This is a genomic window from Paenibacillus konkukensis, assembly GCF_023523925.1.
GTDB lineage: Bacteria > Bacillota > Bacilli > Paenibacillales > NBRC-103111 > Paenibacillus_S > Paenibacillus_S doosanensis.
Genome location: NZ_CP027059.1, coordinates 3,218,343 through 3,233,856, shown reverse-complemented (window position 1 = coordinate 3,233,856; position 15,514 = coordinate 3,218,343). Strand labels below are relative to the sequence as shown.

Sequence of the window (15,514 nt, the reverse complement as noted above, 5' to 3'; positions counted from 1 at the left end):
CACCAAATGACTGGAGCATGTCTCGGACAATCGTCCGGGATGGATTCCAGTCTTTTTGTTTTCCGCCGCCGCGCCCTCTACCTCGAATGATTGCGGAACCTGAACGGGGTCTGACCGGCTGCCTTGTGGAAAAATTTGACGAAATGGGACGGCGAGGAAAATTGCAGCTCTTCGGCGATCTTCTCCACGCTCCAGTCGGTGTCGATCAGCAGCTCTTTGGCGCGGCGCATCTTGACCTGCGTCAAATAATGGCGAGGGGATACGCCGTACACTTTCTTGAAGCTGGTCGCCAGGTGGCAGCGGTCTACATGCAGTTGTGCCGCCAGCTCGCCGATTCTCATGTTATGCGCGGCCTGCTTCTCGATCCAGTAGGCGGCCTCATGCGCCAGATGAATTTGCGACGGTTTGACCGCCGGCTGAGCGGACGCGAGTCCCAGTTCTTCCGTTCGGGTATACGCGTAGGTTGCCAGCAGCCCGATCAGGCTTAAGATCGCTGACTGCACCTTCAGCATTTGGACGGCCGTATATTTGGATTCCGCCGGTTTGCTCGCTTGTTCGCCTGTGAGGTTGTGGAGAAAGTAGCCGTACTTGGCGATGAACGAACGCACGAAGAGATGGATGCTTTCTTCCTCTTCCTGCGTGATAACGGGATAAGGCAGCATCTGCAAAATTTCATGGATCGTCTTGTCCTCGATTTCGAAGTGTAACACGAACCACTCGGCCTCATGCGGGGTAGGAGGGGTATGGTGGTATTGCCCCGGCTTGATCACCAGGCAGTCGCCGGCGTTCAGCGATAAAGGCTGTTCGTTCACCCATTTATGCAGCGTTCCGGAAATGATGTACATAAACTCGAAGATGGAGTGGCGGTGAGCAGGGAACGAATAGCCCTTGCGGCCGATCGTGTATTGAAGGTCGACCAGGCGAATGGACCCGACAATGCTGGAGATCATGAATAATTGTTGCACGGAAATCACCGCTTTTCCCGTTAGAATGGCAGCGCATACATTGAATGTACCATAAAACCGGACAACAAATGTATCATTTTTAACGCCAAAATGAAATGTTGCTTTGCGGCGCAAGGAGCTATTCTGGTGGTGTGACATCCATTCTTAAAATGACCGAAGGAGCGGTGGCTGACGATGAAAGAGCAAATTCGCTGCGCAGTGCTTGGGCTTGGGAGATTGGGGTATTGGCATGCCGAGAATTTGGCGTCCAAAGTGAAAGGAGCCAAACTGGTCTATGTGGGGGACCCGTTTGGCGATTTGGCGGAGAGAACGGCGAGGGAGCTCGGCATTGAAAAATTCGCGACCGATGCGAATCGGGTGCTGGAAGACCCGTCGATCGATGCGGTCATTATCGCCACGCCGACCCATACCCATGCGGAAATGCTGGAGAAGGCGGCGCAGCACGGCAAGCATATTTTTATTGAAAAGCCGCTGACACAGAGCTTGGCTGAAGCCGACCGGGCGATTGCCGCGGTTAGAAAGCATCGGGTCAGCTGCCAGGTAGGGTTTATGCGAAGATTCGACGGCGCTTATGCGGAGGCGAAGCGGCGGATTCAAGCCGGGGACATCGGCACTCCGCTCTACTTCAAGGGCGTCTCCCGGGACCCGGGCTCTCCGCCGGAGGCTTTCATTAAAAACAGCGGCGGCATCTTTCTGGATATGTCGATCCATGATTACGATATAGCGAGGTTTTTGCTGAGCGCGGAGGCGACTTCGGTATCGGCTCATGGAAACGTTTTGGTCCATTCGTTCATGGAAGCCTATGGCGACGCGGATCAAGCGATCGCTTATTTGAGCTTCGATTCGGGCGCCGCCGCGGACATCGAGGCGAGCCGAAACGCCTTTTACGGCTACGATATTCGGGGAGAGGTCATCGGCAGCGAAGGCAGCCTGCTGATCGGCTCGCTGCGGCATCATGACGTGCAGCTGCTGACTCGAAACGGGAGCACGCACGATATTGTTCCGGCGTTCCCGCAGCGCTTCAAAGACGCTTATTTGAATGAAATATGCCATTTTATCGATTGCTTGCGCCGAGGCGAGGCCCCTTCCGTCAACGAACAGGACGGCAAAATAGCGCTGGAGATCGCCCTTGCCGCAAGAGAGTCCTACGAGACGGGGCAAAGGATCGCTCTTCCCGGTTACGCCTAACTAACGGTCACGATCGTATTTTGGATTTTGTTAAGGAGCTGGGGCATTTAAAAGATACGACGCGAACGGCCTGGACGCAGGAAGGAAGACGGGAAAGCGTCGCCGAGCATTCGTGGCGGTTAGCGCTGTTCTCCCTCAATCTCTCCTACGGCAAGGAGTGGGCGACACGGATTCCGCTTCTGAATCCGATCCGAGAATCGATAGACCGGGAGACCGGAGATAAAATCAAACAGCGGCAAGGATTCAAGGAGGTTTGATACGAGCGGAATTGCCCGAACACCAAAGCCGCCTTATTATGTATGCAGTCATTTTCACATCCGAGCGGACAGAGGGGGATCATGGTTACGCTGAAATGGCGGAAGAAATGGAGAAGCTTGCCTCAATCCAGCCCGAATTTTTGGGAATGGAATTGAATGTTTATTATAGCGACGTTAGCGAAATGAGCCGCCTTTTGATAAGGCGGTTTATTTGTGCTGAACATCCGCCATAAGGGGAGTTCAAGCACGGAGACTTGACTTTTGTATCGGTTCAAACTTTATAAAGTAGAAAATGTTTCCTGTTTTCGTTCTCCGACTCACCGAATTTGGGCTGCCGCTGCGAATGATTTGCATACAAGGATGAATCCGCCTCTGGGAAAGATAATGAAGGAAGGAGCTGGAGCACGATGAACAGCGCAGACGAGGTGAAAAATGCTTTAACGAGGCTATTTGCGGCGATCGACTTGAACAGCCGCAGGCCGCTGGACAAAATAGCGGTTTATACCGCCGTTGTTTCGAGGCTCGACGAGAGAGAACGGCAGACACTGGAGCAAGCGAGAGCGCTGATGGAGAATCGGCTGATCGAGGAACCGGCCGGATTTGCCCGCCGTGCCGCAGTATTGGCTGCCAAGCTCGAAGGGATCGGGGACGAGCTGCAGGCGGAGCTGGAAGCGCTGCGCGAGACGAAATAGATGTTGGAAGCTGCAAGACAAAGATAGCGGCTTCCTGTTGACGGATTCGCAGTTTTCGAATATATTGATAACATACCCATACGGGTATATGTAATTATGTGAGGTTCTGCGAAAAAGCAGCCTCATTATTTTTTGTTGAAAAAATACCCATGGGGGTATTGGGAGGAGGGGAGTTACAGCGAGCAAGTCAAGTTTCATTCATAAATAAAGGAGGCTAACGTATGTCCGCTCTCTCATTGATTACTGCGGAGCAACTGTATGCACAGATGCAATCCGGCCGGGAGGCCGTTATCTTGGACGTCCGCAATGCGGACGATGCGGCCGCGTGGAAGATTGAAGGCAGGCGGCTGACGCATATTCCTATCCCTTACTTCGATTTTCTGGAGGAGGATGAGGAGCTGTTCCGCGCTCTGCCGCGGGATAAGGAGATTATCGTCGTCTGTGCCAAAGGCAACTCGGCCCAATTCGTCGCAGGGCTTCTCGAAGAACGCGGTTATATGGCCGCCGTCCTGCAAGGAGGCATGCGCGGCTGGAGCGAGCTGCATCATCCCGCCGTTATTGCCGAGGATGAGACGATGAAGCTGATTCAGATCGTCCGGCCTGCCAAAGGCTGCTTATCCTATGCGATCGTATCGGAAGGGAAGGCGATGATCGTCGATGCAAGCCGCCGAACCGGCGTGTATCTTCAGCTTGCGGAAGCGTCGCCGTTCGAGATCGAGCATGTCGCCGACACCCATCTGCATGCCGATCATATATCGGGAGGCAGGTCGCTGGCGGAACAGACGGGGGCGGTGTATTATATATCCTCCGGCGAAGCGGACGGAACCGGCCTGGCGTTTGAGCCGCTGGAGCAGCATCCGGTTATCCGCGTAGGGCGGGCGCGGATCGAGGTACTTGCGATCCCGACGCCGGGGCATACGCCCGGCTCGACTTCGTTTTTGCTGAATGGCCGGTACTTGCTGTCGGGAGACACGGTATTCGTCAGCGGCTTGGGAAGGCCAGACCTCGGAGGGAAGGCGCGGCAATGGGCGGACGATCTGTACGAAACCTTGATCGGCCAAGTGAACCGATTGTCCGATGAGGTGCTGGTTCTGCCCGCGCATTACGCCGATATCGAGGAGATGCGCGAGGACGGTACGGTTGCGGCAGCGCTGGGAACGATCCGCAAGATGAACGCGATGATGCATCCGGACGACCGCGAATCGTTCATCGAGCAGGCGGCGGGAGCGGTATCGACGGAGAAACCGCCTCACTTTGAAGAAATTGTCGCGATTAACCGCGGTGAGCTGCAGGTAGACGACAAGCGCGGCGCCGAGCTGGAGCTGGGGCCTAACCGCTGCGCCGTCCATCACCGGCATTAGCACTGGCGACAAGAGTGATCGGAAGACGTTTCCGCACGCGGAGTCGGCGTTTTTCACCTTTTTTAATCAAAGGAGGACATAAAATGAACACTCGAATCATAGACGCCAAAGGGCTTGCTTGCCCTATGCCGATCGTCAAGGCGAAGAAAGCGATCGATGCGATGGAAAGCGGCCAAATGATGGAATTGTTAACGACGGATCAAGGCTCGCTGAACGATGTTCAGGCTTGGGTCAAGCGCACCGGCCACGAGCTGGTCGAAATACGGGAGGAGCAGGGAATGTACGCATTCCGGATTCAAAAGAAGTAACGGCTGCGCGATGGAAAAAAAATCGCTCTCTTTACCAAGCCTTTCCTGCTTGTGCATCATACCCTTGAGGGTATACAATAAGACCTATGCCGACCAAATGAATTGGAGGAGGAGTATCGATTTGAAGCTGATCCTTATTGCGGTTGTAGCTGTCAGTTTGTATTGGATGTACAGGAACCGGCCGGTTCGCGGCGTGCCGTCTATCGAGGCGAACGTGCTGCTGCAGCGTCTTCGGAATGAAGCGGGCTCTTTGCAAATCGTCGATGTCCGCGATCAGAACGATTACTATGCGGATCACATCGAAGGCTCGGTCAACATATCGCTCGGGAGACTGCCGTTTATTAAGAAGCATGGGCTGAATAAGGAAGCCGAAACGATCATTATCGCCGATGTAAATAGAGAGAGCCGGCAGGCTGCACGAATTTTGCGCAAATCCGGATTTACGCGGCTTGTTTACTTGGAGCATGGCATCCAATCGCTGAAACGGGCGGAGCGGGGCGTCAGAGCGGCCCAAGCTCATGTGTGCTGCTGTTCCAGAGGCTGCTGAAGATAGAGAAAGACTAAATTTTTTTTGAATTTATTAATACCTATACGGGTATATGTAAAATAACAAGCGGGAGGAGCCGTTCCTATGGAGGAGCATCCGGAGAAAACGACGATCGTTCTGTTCAGCGGCGATTTGGATAAAGCGATTGCGGCCTTCATTATCGCCAATGGCGCCGCGGCTTACGATCATGAAGTGACGATCTTTTTTACCTTCTGGGGATTGAACACGCTGCGTAAGGACGCCCCGGTACGTTTGAAAAAAGGCTGGCTGGAGAGCCTGTTCGCCAAAATGATGCCGCGCGGAGCGGATAAGCTGGGACTTTCCCGGATGAATTTTGCCGGTATGGGCCCGCAGATGATCAAGCATGTGATGAAAAAGCATCGGGCGCTTTCGCTGCCGCAGCTCATTGAACTCGCCCGGGAGCAGGGAGTCAAGCTGGTGGCCTGCACGATGACGATGGATTTGCTCGGCCTTCAGAAGGAGGAACTGCTGGACGGAATCGAGTATGCCGGCGTAGCCGCTTATTTGGGCGACGCCGCCGAGGCGAAAGTAAATTTGTTCATTTGACGATGGCGGCTTTCTCGCGGCATATTGTGTTCATCGCGCGTATCGGCAATAATATACCTATACAGGTATACGACGAAAGGAATGAAATACGCCATGTCGATGACATATGACGACGATGTGAAGAGAAGGCTGAAACGGATGGAAGGGCAAATTCGCGGCATTTTGAAAATGATGGAGGAAGAGCAGGACTGCAAGGATGTGGTCAGCCAGCTGTCTGCGGTGCGCAGCGCTGCGGACAAGGCGATCGCCTACGTCGTTGCGGTCAATTTGGAAAGATGCATTACCGAGGAGAAGGAAGCGGGCAGAGATTCAAGCAAGATGGTGAAGCAGGCGGTAGAGCTGCTGGTGAAGAGCCGGTAGCTCTTTCTCTTTGGCTGTGTTCCGGACGAACCGCGGTGTAATAGACGGAATGAAAACGGGCATATTAAAGCTAGAGGTGAACCGTATGCTGCATCCCGAATGCGACGTATCCCCGATGAGAGAACAGCTGAAGCAGCAGATGCGTCATATTGCCGATGAGCTTCAGCGCAGCCTGGACGAGATGAACGACGAAGACTACTGCATGCTCAGCCAATTCGATGACATCCGTGAAGCGTTCAGGCAGGTGCAGGCCAAGGCGGCGTCTTTTTATTTGCAGTGCTACTTGTCTGCGTTTACGAACAATTTCATGGACCTGTCCATTTGCATTCAGCATTTGTCCGAACGGCGCCACGGCGCGCTCATTGTCGTGCAGCGAAACGATCCGCTCGACGGAATTTTGCATTCGGGTATTCCGATGCAGGCCAACCTGTCGTATCCGCTGCTCGAATCCGTGTTTTACCCTGGGAACCCACTGCATGACGGAGCCGTGCTCATCCATTCCGACCGGATCGTGTCGGCGGCCAACGTTCTTCCGGTTTCCCATGTGGCCGTGACCGGCAAAAAAATCGGCACCCGGCACCGAGCAGCAATCGGGCTCGCGGAGCAGACGGACGCGCTCATTCTGGTCGTGTCCGAGGAAACGGGCGACGCCTCGTTTGCGTTCAAGGGAAAGCTGCATCCGCTGAGCGGCATCGATGCTTTGGTGGAGGAAGGAATGCCGCAATAAGCGGCAACAGATTGTAGGAGAACAGGCTGCGGGGAGCCCGTTCTTTTTTTAATTGTTTAGGAAATGATGCGCAGCAATATCCTGTGGATATCCCAGCGGAATGGTTAGACGCCGATCCAGCCTAGGCTGGATGCGGACGGAATAAGCTTCAGAGCTTCACGTCACTTTTGGGGGATAAGCCTTAAGCGCGGCTCTTCTGAATGTTCAGCCGGTATTGGTGCGGCGTCGTGCCCATCGTTTCCTTGAACACGCGGCAAAAATACGACGGATTGGGCAGGCCCGCACGAAGACCGATCTCCGGCACGGTTAGCGACGTCGTCGTCAGCAGCAGGCAGGCGTGCCTGATCCGCGTAGCGGTCACATAGGCGAGAATCGTCGTTCCCGTAGCCTCCTTGAACAGATGGGCGATATGGTAACGGGATAAGTGCAGCTCCCGCGCCATCTGCTCCAGCCGAAACGGCTCGGCGTAATGCCGCTCGATCCACTGCATGATCTGCTCGGCGCGGTGAGGATGTCTTGCCGACAGCGTAGTCTGCTCGTCCGGCTCTTCCCGCTTGGCCAGCTCGGCGCGGCGAAGCTGCCGCATCAAACCGAGGAGGAAGAACATCCATTCCTCCTGTTTTTCCGCCGGAGGGATGGTTCTGCGCGCTTCGTGAAACGACTTCATCCATAAGAGGGCCGGGTCCGCTTCATCCAGCATACGGATGGGCCGGGCCGCTTTGGCATGCTGCCTGAGCGACGCGAAGAAGCTCTTGAGCAGCGGGAACGTCTCCCAATACGGGGTGAGCAGAGCCGGGTCGAACATGATCACGCTGCGGATGAACGGCCGCTCCGCGGTGACGTGAATTTGTACGCGGTGCAGCTGAAACGGGTGGAATACCATCAGCGTTCCCGGACCGATGGGATAGGTGCGGCCTTCGACGATCAAGTTGCCGACGCCTTCATGGATATAGGTGAACTCCATTTCGAGATGCGCGTGAAACACCTCCTTGAAGGCGCTTTCGGAAGTGCGTTTGTAGTCAAACGAGAACGGTTCGGCGGTCATCCGGTTCATCTCCCCAAGCATAGTTATGGCGCGGCGCGCCAGGCCGAATAACTTGGTTCCATTATAGCAAGATCTGAGCATTTTTACACAATATCGGATCATAAAAATATCCCGCTCTCGCTTATGATGGAAGTATGATGACGAGGGAGGAATGTACGATATGATTCGTGTTGCGATTATTGGCGCGGGAGCGATTTCGAGAGCGCATATCGAAGGATATTTGGCGTTTCCGGAGCGATGCCAGATTGTTGCGGTTGCCGATATTTTTGTGGAAAAGGCCGAGGAAGCGGTCGACAAATTCGGATTGGCGGGCCAAGCCCGAGCCGCAGCCGACTACAAGGAGCTGCTCGGTCAAGGAATCGACCTTGTCTCCGTCTGCACGCCGCCGTATACGCATGCCGAAATTGCCAAATCGTTCTTGCTGGCGGGCTCTCATGTGCTGGTGGAGAAGCCGATGGCCGCCTCGCTCCGCGAATGCGACGAGATGAACGAAGCGGCGGCGCAGAGCGGCAAAATATTGTCCGTCGTAGCGCAGAACCGCTTCCGTTCGCCGATGATGAAGCTGAAGCAGGTGCTGGATGAAGGACTCGCCGGCAAGATCGTCCACGCCCAGGTCGATTCGTACTGGTGGCGGGGCCATTGCTACTACGATCTGTGGTGGCGCGGCACCTGGGAGAAGGAAGGCGGGGGCTGCACGATCAACCACGCCGTTCATCATATCGATGCCTTGCAGTGGATGATGGGGATGCCGAAGGAAGTGCAGGCGCTGATGGCGAACACCTCGCACGACAATGCCGAAGTGGAGGATTTGTCGGTAGCGGTTCTGCGCTTTGACAGCGGGGCGCTCGGCCAGGTGACAAGCTCGGTCGTGCATCACGGGGAGGAGCAGCAGCTGATCTTCCAAGGCGCGGCGGCGCGTATTTCCGCTCCGTGGAAGGTCAAGGCGTCCGTCTCCAAGGAGAACGGCTTTCCCCAGCCGAATCCGGAGCTGGAACGGCAGCTTCAGGAGCTGTACGACCGGCTGCCCGAAGTGGAGCATGAAGGGCATAAAGGTCAGATCGACAACGTGCTCCAAGGGATCGAGCAGGGCACGCCGGTACTGATCGACGGGCATAGCGGACGCAGCACGCTGGAGCTGATTACCGCGATCTATAAATCGGCGAGCACGAACCAGCTGGTGAAGCTGCCGCTTGCTCAGGAAGACCCTTTTTACACAAGAGAGGGGATTCAAGCCCACGCCACGCATTTTTACGAGAAAACACGCTCCGTTACCGGGTTCAGCAAAAATGAAATTACCGTATCGGGAGAGAAATAAGCGATAATCGCATAGCGCAGAATGAAGGAAAGGCGGCCTCGCACGGCTGCTTTTTCTTTTTTTTCGTATAACGGTTTGGGCTGTGTACGGTTTTCGGAGCCATGCAATATCCAAAAATTGGATAAAACTTTTTGCCACTCCATTCATATTTAGTTCATATTAGTGCAGTAAGATAATGTAGGGAAGTTCTTGCCTATTTATGGTATGGTGGATGAAATGAAGTGACGTGGGGGAAGAAAGTCATGGCCAAAATTTTAATCGTTGACGACGATCCGTTTATACGCCAGTTGATTAAGCTGGCCCTGCGCGGCGAGGAGATGCAGCTTCTGGACAGCAGTAACGGCGTGGAAGCGCTGGAGATGCTCGAGCGGACGCGCGTAGATTTGATGATTCTGGACATTATGATGCCGCAGATGGACGGCTGGGAGCTGTGCAGGGAAGTGCGGACGCGTTATCCCGATCTGCCGCTGCTGATGGTCACCGCCAAGAGCGAGCAGGCCCATAAGGTCAAAGGCTTCCAGCTCGGGACCGACGATTATGTGGTCAAGCCGTTCGATCCGCTGGAACTGGCGATGAGGGTCAAGGCGCTGATGAAGCGCTATAAAATTAACGTATCGCAAACCGTTCAAATAGGCGATGTCGAGCTCAACCGGAGCAATCTCGAGGTCGTTCAAGGAGGACAGCGGCAAACGCTGCCTTTGAAGGAATTCGAGCTGCTGTTCAAGCTGGCCGGGCATCCGAATCAGGTGTTTACCCGCAACCAGCTCGTCGATCAAATTTGGGGAATGGACTACGAGGGCGAAGAGCGTACGGTAGATGTACATATTAAAAGGCTGCGCGAGAGATTTCCCGAAGAGACTTCATCCTTCGCGATCGTGACGGTGCGCGGGCTAGGCTACAAACTGGAGCTGAGAGCATGATCCGTTCTTTATATGTCCGGGTTGCGCTGACGTTTATGCTGTCCGTCATTTTGGGGCTGATTATCGCCTTCTATGCATCGAATTACTGGTTCAGAGATATGTTCGAATCGGGGATGCAGAAGGATTTGTCCAATGCGTCGGAGGATATTGCCGCTATTTTCCGGGAAATGAAAGGCGTGGATATGGACGCTTATTTGCATCATTTGCATTGGGTGCAGCGGTATTACATTACGGTGTTCGACGAGCAGCTGCACCGGACGGTGCTAGGCCCGGACCAGCCGCTCCCGGAAATTCCGCAGCAGGCGGTGGATCAAGTATTGAAAGGACAGCAAGCCGCCCAGTCCGGGGAGCCGATCGAGCAGTGGGTCGGACGTCCTCTGTCCTTGAACGGGCACAGCTACGCGGTTTTCGTACAGCCGGTCATGCGCAATAACGAGGACAATTTTCGCTATATTTTGTTTACCGTCCTGGCAATTACGCTCATTATGGGCAGCTTGTTCGTCCTGATCGCGGCGCGTTATTTGGTGCAGCCGCTGAAGCTGATGACGCGCGCTACGCAGCGCATATCGAAGGGAGACTTCGACATTACGTTCACCTGGCTCGAGCGCAAGGACGAGGTGGGGGAGCTGGCGCGCAGCTTCAGCCAAATGGCGGGCGAACTGAAGCAGCTCGAGCTGATGCGACAAGATTTCGTCTCCAGCGTGTCGCACGAGATTCAGTCGCCGTTAACCTCGATCGCCGGCTTTTCCAAAATGATTCGGTACTCGGATTTGCCGGAGGAGGAGCGCAACCACTATTTGGATATTATCCAAACGGAATCGGAACGCTTATCGCGGCTCAGCGAAAACTTGCTCAGCTTAGCTTCGCTGGAGTCGGAGCATCACCCGTTCCATCCCGTCGTATACCGGCTGGACGAGCAAATCCGGCGCATTATTGTCACCCAGGAGCCGATCTGGTCGGCTAAGCGGCTGGACCTGCAGCTGAATCTTCCGCCCGTCATGCTGTCGGCCGACGAAGACCAGCTGAGTCAGGTATGGATTAACCTGCTGCATAACGCGATCAAGTTCACCCCCGAGGGCGGCGTCATCCGCGTGAAGCTTGAGGCGCTGGTCGACCGGGTGCAGGTGACGGTGCACGATTCGGGCATCGGTATGGGACCCGAGGAGCTGGCGCATATATTCGACCGCTTCTATAAAGCGGACCGCGCCAGACAGCGCGAAGTCGGGGGCAGCGGGCTGGGGCTGGCGATCGTCCGCAAAATCGTCGATCTTCACTGCGGGATCATTACGGTCGACAGCAAGCCGGGCCAAGGCTCCCTGTTTAAGGTGATGCTGCCCGGCGCGGTGAAGAAAAGAAACGCCGGCGCTTGAGGGCGGCAGATTATATTGCGCTCCGTGCTCTTAAGAGCTTGCGGAAGAATGCGGTGAACTGCCTGAAGGCGCAGCCCGCAAAGATGGTTAAAAACTGACGGTGAAGTTCTCTGTCAGTTTTTTGGTTGTTTAGGAAATGATGCGCAGCCATATCCTGTGGAAATCCGTGGGCTCCCCCGAAAGGAATGTCTACCCAAAGAACGATCCTAGAGGAGACGCCGATCCAGCTTAGGCTGGATGCGGACGGAATAAGCTTCAGAGCATCACGTCACTACCCTGGAAATTACTCTTGGTACCCCATTTCCATTGTCTGTGGTGCCGCGTCGGCGGCATGGATGGCTTTTGGGGGATTTGTTCCGCTTATTCTCACCGTCTGCGTTACCCATAAAATTTAACGGACACCATGGGAGCTAATCTCGTTGCAAACGGCCGTTTTCAAATGGCAACGGTCGCCACGGCGCTTATTAGTCCCGATTTGCTTATCAAGAGAGATATTTCTATTAAATAGCTGCAATCATGTCCGCTAGAATTCAAGAAGCTGATTAGGGGGTCCAATAACGGCATCAGTGTCCGTTGGAGGCTTGCGCAACGGTTACAGCCGCAGGTTGTGGCCATACAGAAGCCGGTTCCCGACAAAATATGCGCCAGTTCATATTCAGTTCATACTTCCATATTATTCTATTCTGGTGTACATACAACCAAAAGATAAATCAGGAAAGGACCGAGGGGAGTGCTGAAATGAACCGATTAACCCATTTTTCGATGAAAAATGTCTCCGCCTTGTTCATCATCATGATTCTCTTGTTCGGCAGCGGCGTCTACGCCACGAGCAAGCTGAAGGTGGAGAACATGCCGAACGTATCGTTCCCGGTCGTTATGGTAAGCGCGACCTATACGGGCTCGCCGAAGGACGTCATGGAACAAGTGACCGAGCCGTTGGAGAAGAAGCTGGCCAATATCGAGGATTTGGACTCGATGTCGTCGACTTCCAGCGAGAACAATGCCAGAGTCATTTTGCAGTTCAAGCAAAATGTCGATACGGATAAGAAGAAGCAGGATGTCGAGAGCCTGCTGCAGGAAGTTCAGCTTCCTGATTCGGCGGGTACGCCGAAAGCATCGACGTTCGGTGCGTCCTCGATGCCTTCGATCTACCTGGTGGCTTATGCCGAGAACGGAATGAGCCAGACCGAGCTGGACAAGCGTTATGAGGATACGATCAAGCCGGACCTGGAATCGGTCAAAGGGATCGACCATCTGGATTCGATCGGCGTCAGAGATACCAGTCTCGACATTGAACTGGACGCAGACGCCCTGAACGCGTACGGATTAACGCCGCCTCAGGTGACGAGCGCCTTGCGGGCTGCCGTGACGAAGAGTCCGATCGGCAGCGTCGAAATTAGCGGGAACGACAAGAGCGCCCGCGTGACGGGCGATATTCAGAGCGTCTACGATATTGAACAAATCGAAATAACGACTCCTAAGGGAGATATTATTACACTGGATCGCGTGGCTAAGGTTAAAGCGATTACCGAGTCCAACTTCTCCGGACGTTTGGACGGCAAGCCGGCCATTGCGATGATTTTGTACAAAACCGGCAGCGCAAACGCCGTCGATTTCTCGAACAGTGTCGAGAAGCTGAAAGAGCAGTGGAAGCAATCTATGCCTAACGCTGTGTTCAAAACGACCTATGACGGAGCGGACGAAATCAAGGAATCGATCAACGGGATGCTGCGGGAGGGCGTCGTCGGAGCGCTTCTGGCTTCCTTTATGATTCTCCTGTTTCTGCGCAACGTGCGGATGACGCTGATCGTGCTCGTGTCGATACCGTTGTCCATTTTGATTACGCTGTTGCTGATGTGGGAGCTCGGGCTGACGCTGAATACGATGACGCTCGGCGGCATGTTCATCGCGGTCGGGCGCGTCGTCGACGATTCGATCGTCGTTATCGAGAACATCTATACGACGCTGGAGAAAGCTCAGGAGCGCAAGGAATCGGTCATCGTCCTGGCCACGAAGCAGGTGGCGATGGCGATCACTTCGTCTACGCTGGCTACGGTCGGCGTGTTCGCTCCGATCGGGATGGTCAGCGGCGTCGTCGGCGGATTTTTTCGGCCGTTTGCCATTACGCTGGCCTGCGCGCTGCTCTCGTCCTTGCTTGTCGCATTGACGGTCATTCCGATGCTGGCGAAGCTGCTCGTGCTGCGCGGCAAGGTGAAGCATGCGTCCCATGATCAGGAGAAGCAGGGTAAATTTATGACCGTTTACGAGAATGTCCTTCATTGGTCGCTGACCCATCGAATCAAATCGCTGCTTCTGGCGGCGCTGTTGTTCGTAGGCACACTGGCTGCGACCATTCCTGCGCTCGGCGTATCGTTTCTTCCTGACGGGAAGCCGTCGCGGACGATGTATTTTGTCATGAAGCTGCCCAATGAAACGGCATTCGAAGCGACCAAGGAAAAGACGCAGGAGCTGGAGCAGCTGCTGATGGACGCCAAGGACAGCCAAGGCAATAAGTTGTTTACTTATGTCGAAGGCTTGGCGGGGTATAACGGCAACGGGGATAACCGGGTCGCTTACGCTGCGCAAATTTATGTGGAAGTTAATGAGCAAGTAGACCCCGATCAAGTAAAGGAGCAGGCGAAGCAGTTCATTCTCTCGGAGCTTCCCGCAGGGTCCGAGGTGCAGCCGAGGGGAGTCGGAGGCGGCAACGGCGTGTCGAGCACCGACTTTTCCTATAACCTGAAAGGGGAAGATCAGACGAGGCTGGAGGAGGCTGCGGCCATCATCAAGACGAAGATGGAGGAGTTTCCCGAGCTTAGCGAAATCGAAGACAGCCTGAGCGACGGCAAAACCGAGGTAGAGATCGCGGTCGACCAGAAAAAGGCGAGAGCGTTCGGTTTGACGGCCTCGTCGGTGCGGGAGACCGCCAGCACGTGGATTCAAAAGCAAAATCTCGGCGATCTGAAGCTGGACGGCGTAACTTATACGACAACCGTGTCGATGGATAAATCCGATAAAAACTCGCTGGAAAAGCTGGGCAATATTCCGCTCGCAGGTACGGGCGGCCAAACTGTCTACTTGAAGGAAGTCGCCAAAATTAGTCTCGTTCCCGGCGCCGTATCGCTTGGACGCGACGACCAGAAGCAGCTGGTGCGGGTGACGGCGAAGATTAAAGCGGAAGACAAAAACGCCGTAAGCGGCAAAGTATCGGCCGCCTTGCGTTCCGTTGAACTGCCTGACGGCGTAACCCGCGAGGTCAGAGGCGTTAACGAGGATATTAACGAAAGCTTCACCCAGCTGTTTATGGCTATGGCCGTCGCCGTATTCATGGTGTATCTGGTCATGGTGCTCGCTTTCGGAAATGCGGCGGCACCGTTCGCCATTCTGTTCTCGCTGCCGCTTGCCGCCATCGGCGGCTTGATCGGTCTGGTCGTTACGCGGCAGGCGCTGAACGTGACGTCCATGATCGGCTTCATGATGCTGATCGGGATTGTCGTTACCAATGCGATCGTGCTGATCGACCGCGCCCAGCAGCTAAGAGAAGAGGGTTATACGGTTCGTCATGCTTTGATCGAAGCGGGTAAAGTCCGCCTAAGACCAATCATTATGACGGCCGGTGCAACGATTATGGCGCTGTTCCCGCTCGCACTCGGCTTATCCGGGGAAGGCGCGCTGATCGGCAAAGGACTCGGCGTCGTCGTTATCGGCGGGCTGATCACCTCGACGATTTTAACGCTGATCGTCGTTCCGATTGTGTACGAGCTGATCGAGGAGATCAAGGCGCGCATATCCCGCTTGCTGCATAAAGCGGACCATTCGGCCGCTCCGACAAGCACGCTAGAAGGATAAAAGGTCGGTGCACGAATCCGATCCGTATAGAATGCAAGGAATC

Annotated in this window: 15 protein-coding genes and 1 pseudogene; 14 read left to right on the top strand and 2 right to left on the bottom strand. The window is 54.8% G+C overall.

Going from position 1 to position 15,514, the window contains the following annotated elements; genetic code table 11:
* Positions 1-77: 77 nt before the first annotated feature.
* The gene (locus SK3146_RS13760) at positions 78-950 is read right to left on the bottom strand and encodes an AraC family transcriptional regulator (protein WP_249865577.1); all 873 of its coding nucleotides are present in this window, start codon (positions 948-950) and stop codon (positions 78-80) included.
* Positions 951-1,139: 189 nt separating this feature from the next.
* Between SK3146_RS13760 and iolG the strand changes: the two genes are divergently transcribed.
* From iolG to cdaS, 10 genes and pseudogenes are all read left to right on the top strand, one after another.
* The gene (iolG, locus tag SK3146_RS13755; RefSeq protein WP_249865576.1) at positions 1,140-2,153 is read left to right on the top strand and encodes an inositol 2-dehydrogenase; all 1,014 of its coding nucleotides are present in this window, start codon (positions 1,140-1,142) and stop codon (positions 2,151-2,153) included.
* A gap of 20 nt (positions 2,154-2,173) precedes the next feature.
* The gene (locus SK3146_RS13750; RefSeq protein ID WP_249865575.1) at positions 2,174-2,410 is read left to right on the top strand and encodes an HD domain-containing protein; all 237 of its coding nucleotides are present in this window, start codon (positions 2,174-2,176) and stop codon (positions 2,408-2,410) included.
* 10 nt (positions 2,411-2,420) lie between these two features.
* Positions 2,421-2,562, top strand: a pseudogene (locus SK3146_RS13745) (antibiotic biosynthesis monooxygenase); the annotation flags it as partial.
* 255 nt (positions 2,563-2,817) lie between these two features.
* Positions 2,818-3,102 (top strand): hypothetical protein, encoded by a 285-nt coding sequence (locus SK3146_RS13740; protein ID WP_249865574.1) that lies wholly within the window; start codon positions 2,818-2,820, stop codon positions 3,100-3,102.
* 221 nt (positions 3,103-3,323) lie between these two features.
* The gene (locus SK3146_RS13735) at positions 3,324-4,463 is read left to right on the top strand and encodes an MBL fold metallo-hydrolase (protein WP_249865573.1); all 1,140 of its coding nucleotides are present in this window, start codon (positions 3,324-3,326) and stop codon (positions 4,461-4,463) included.
* A gap of 83 nt (positions 4,464-4,546) precedes the next feature.
* The gene (locus SK3146_RS13730; RefSeq protein ID WP_249865572.1) at positions 4,547-4,771 is read left to right on the top strand and encodes a sulfurtransferase TusA family protein; all 225 of its coding nucleotides are present in this window, start codon (positions 4,547-4,549) and stop codon (positions 4,769-4,771) included.
* A gap of 121 nt (positions 4,772-4,892) precedes the next feature.
* Complete coding sequence (locus SK3146_RS13725) at positions 4,893-5,318, top strand: rhodanese-like domain-containing protein (protein WP_249865571.1); 426 nt, start codon at positions 4,893-4,895, stop codon at positions 5,316-5,318.
* Between the two features lie 84 nt (positions 5,319-5,402).
* Positions 5,403-5,885, top strand: coding sequence for a DsrE/DsrF/DrsH-like family protein (locus SK3146_RS13720; RefSeq protein WP_249865570.1), 483 nt, complete (start codon positions 5,403-5,405; stop codon positions 5,883-5,885).
* A 93-nt stretch (positions 5,886-5,978) separates the two neighbouring features.
* Positions 5,979-6,245: a metal-sensitive transcriptional regulator gene (locus SK3146_RS13715; protein ID WP_375295495.1), complete on the top strand. Its 267-nt coding sequence runs from the start codon at positions 5,979-5,981 to the stop codon at positions 6,243-6,245.
* Positions 6,246-6,330: 85 nt separating this feature from the next.
* Complete coding sequence (gene cdaS / locus SK3146_RS13710) at positions 6,331-6,972, top strand: sporulation-specific diadenylate cyclase CdaS (protein WP_249866290.1); 642 nt, start codon at positions 6,331-6,333, stop codon at positions 6,970-6,972.
* A gap of 181 nt (positions 6,973-7,153) precedes the next feature.
* On the opposite strand, the gene SK3146_RS13705 is transcribed toward cdaS, so the two are convergent.
* A complete protein-coding gene (locus SK3146_RS13705; RefSeq protein ID WP_249865569.1) occupies positions 7,154-8,098 on the bottom strand; it encodes an AraC family transcriptional regulator in 945 nt (314 codons plus the stop codon).
* 79 nt (positions 8,099-8,177) lie between these two features.
* Between SK3146_RS13705 and SK3146_RS13700 the strand changes: the two genes are divergently transcribed.
* From SK3146_RS13700 to SK3146_RS13685, 4 genes are all read left to right on the top strand, one after another.
* A complete protein-coding gene (locus tag SK3146_RS13700; protein WP_249865568.1) occupies positions 8,178-9,332 on the top strand; it encodes a Gfo/Idh/MocA family protein in 1,155 nt (384 codons plus the stop codon).
* Positions 9,333-9,574: 242 nt separating this feature from the next.
* Positions 9,575-10,252: a response regulator transcription factor gene (locus SK3146_RS13695; RefSeq protein ID WP_249865567.1), complete on the top strand. Its 678-nt coding sequence runs from the start codon at positions 9,575-9,577 to the stop codon at positions 10,250-10,252.
* The gene (locus SK3146_RS13690) at positions 10,249-11,622 is read left to right on the top strand and encodes a sensor histidine kinase (protein WP_249865566.1); all 1,374 of its coding nucleotides are present in this window, start codon (positions 10,249-10,251) and stop codon (positions 11,620-11,622) included. Before SK3146_RS13695 ends, SK3146_RS13690 begins: the two co-directional genes overlap by 4 nt.
* Positions 11,623-12,360: 738 nt before the next feature.
* Positions 12,361-15,471, top strand: a complete 3,111-nt coding sequence (locus SK3146_RS13685; RefSeq protein WP_249865565.1) for an efflux RND transporter permease subunit — start codon at positions 12,361-12,363, stop codon at positions 15,469-15,471.
* Positions 15,472-15,514: the final 43 nt, after the last annotated feature.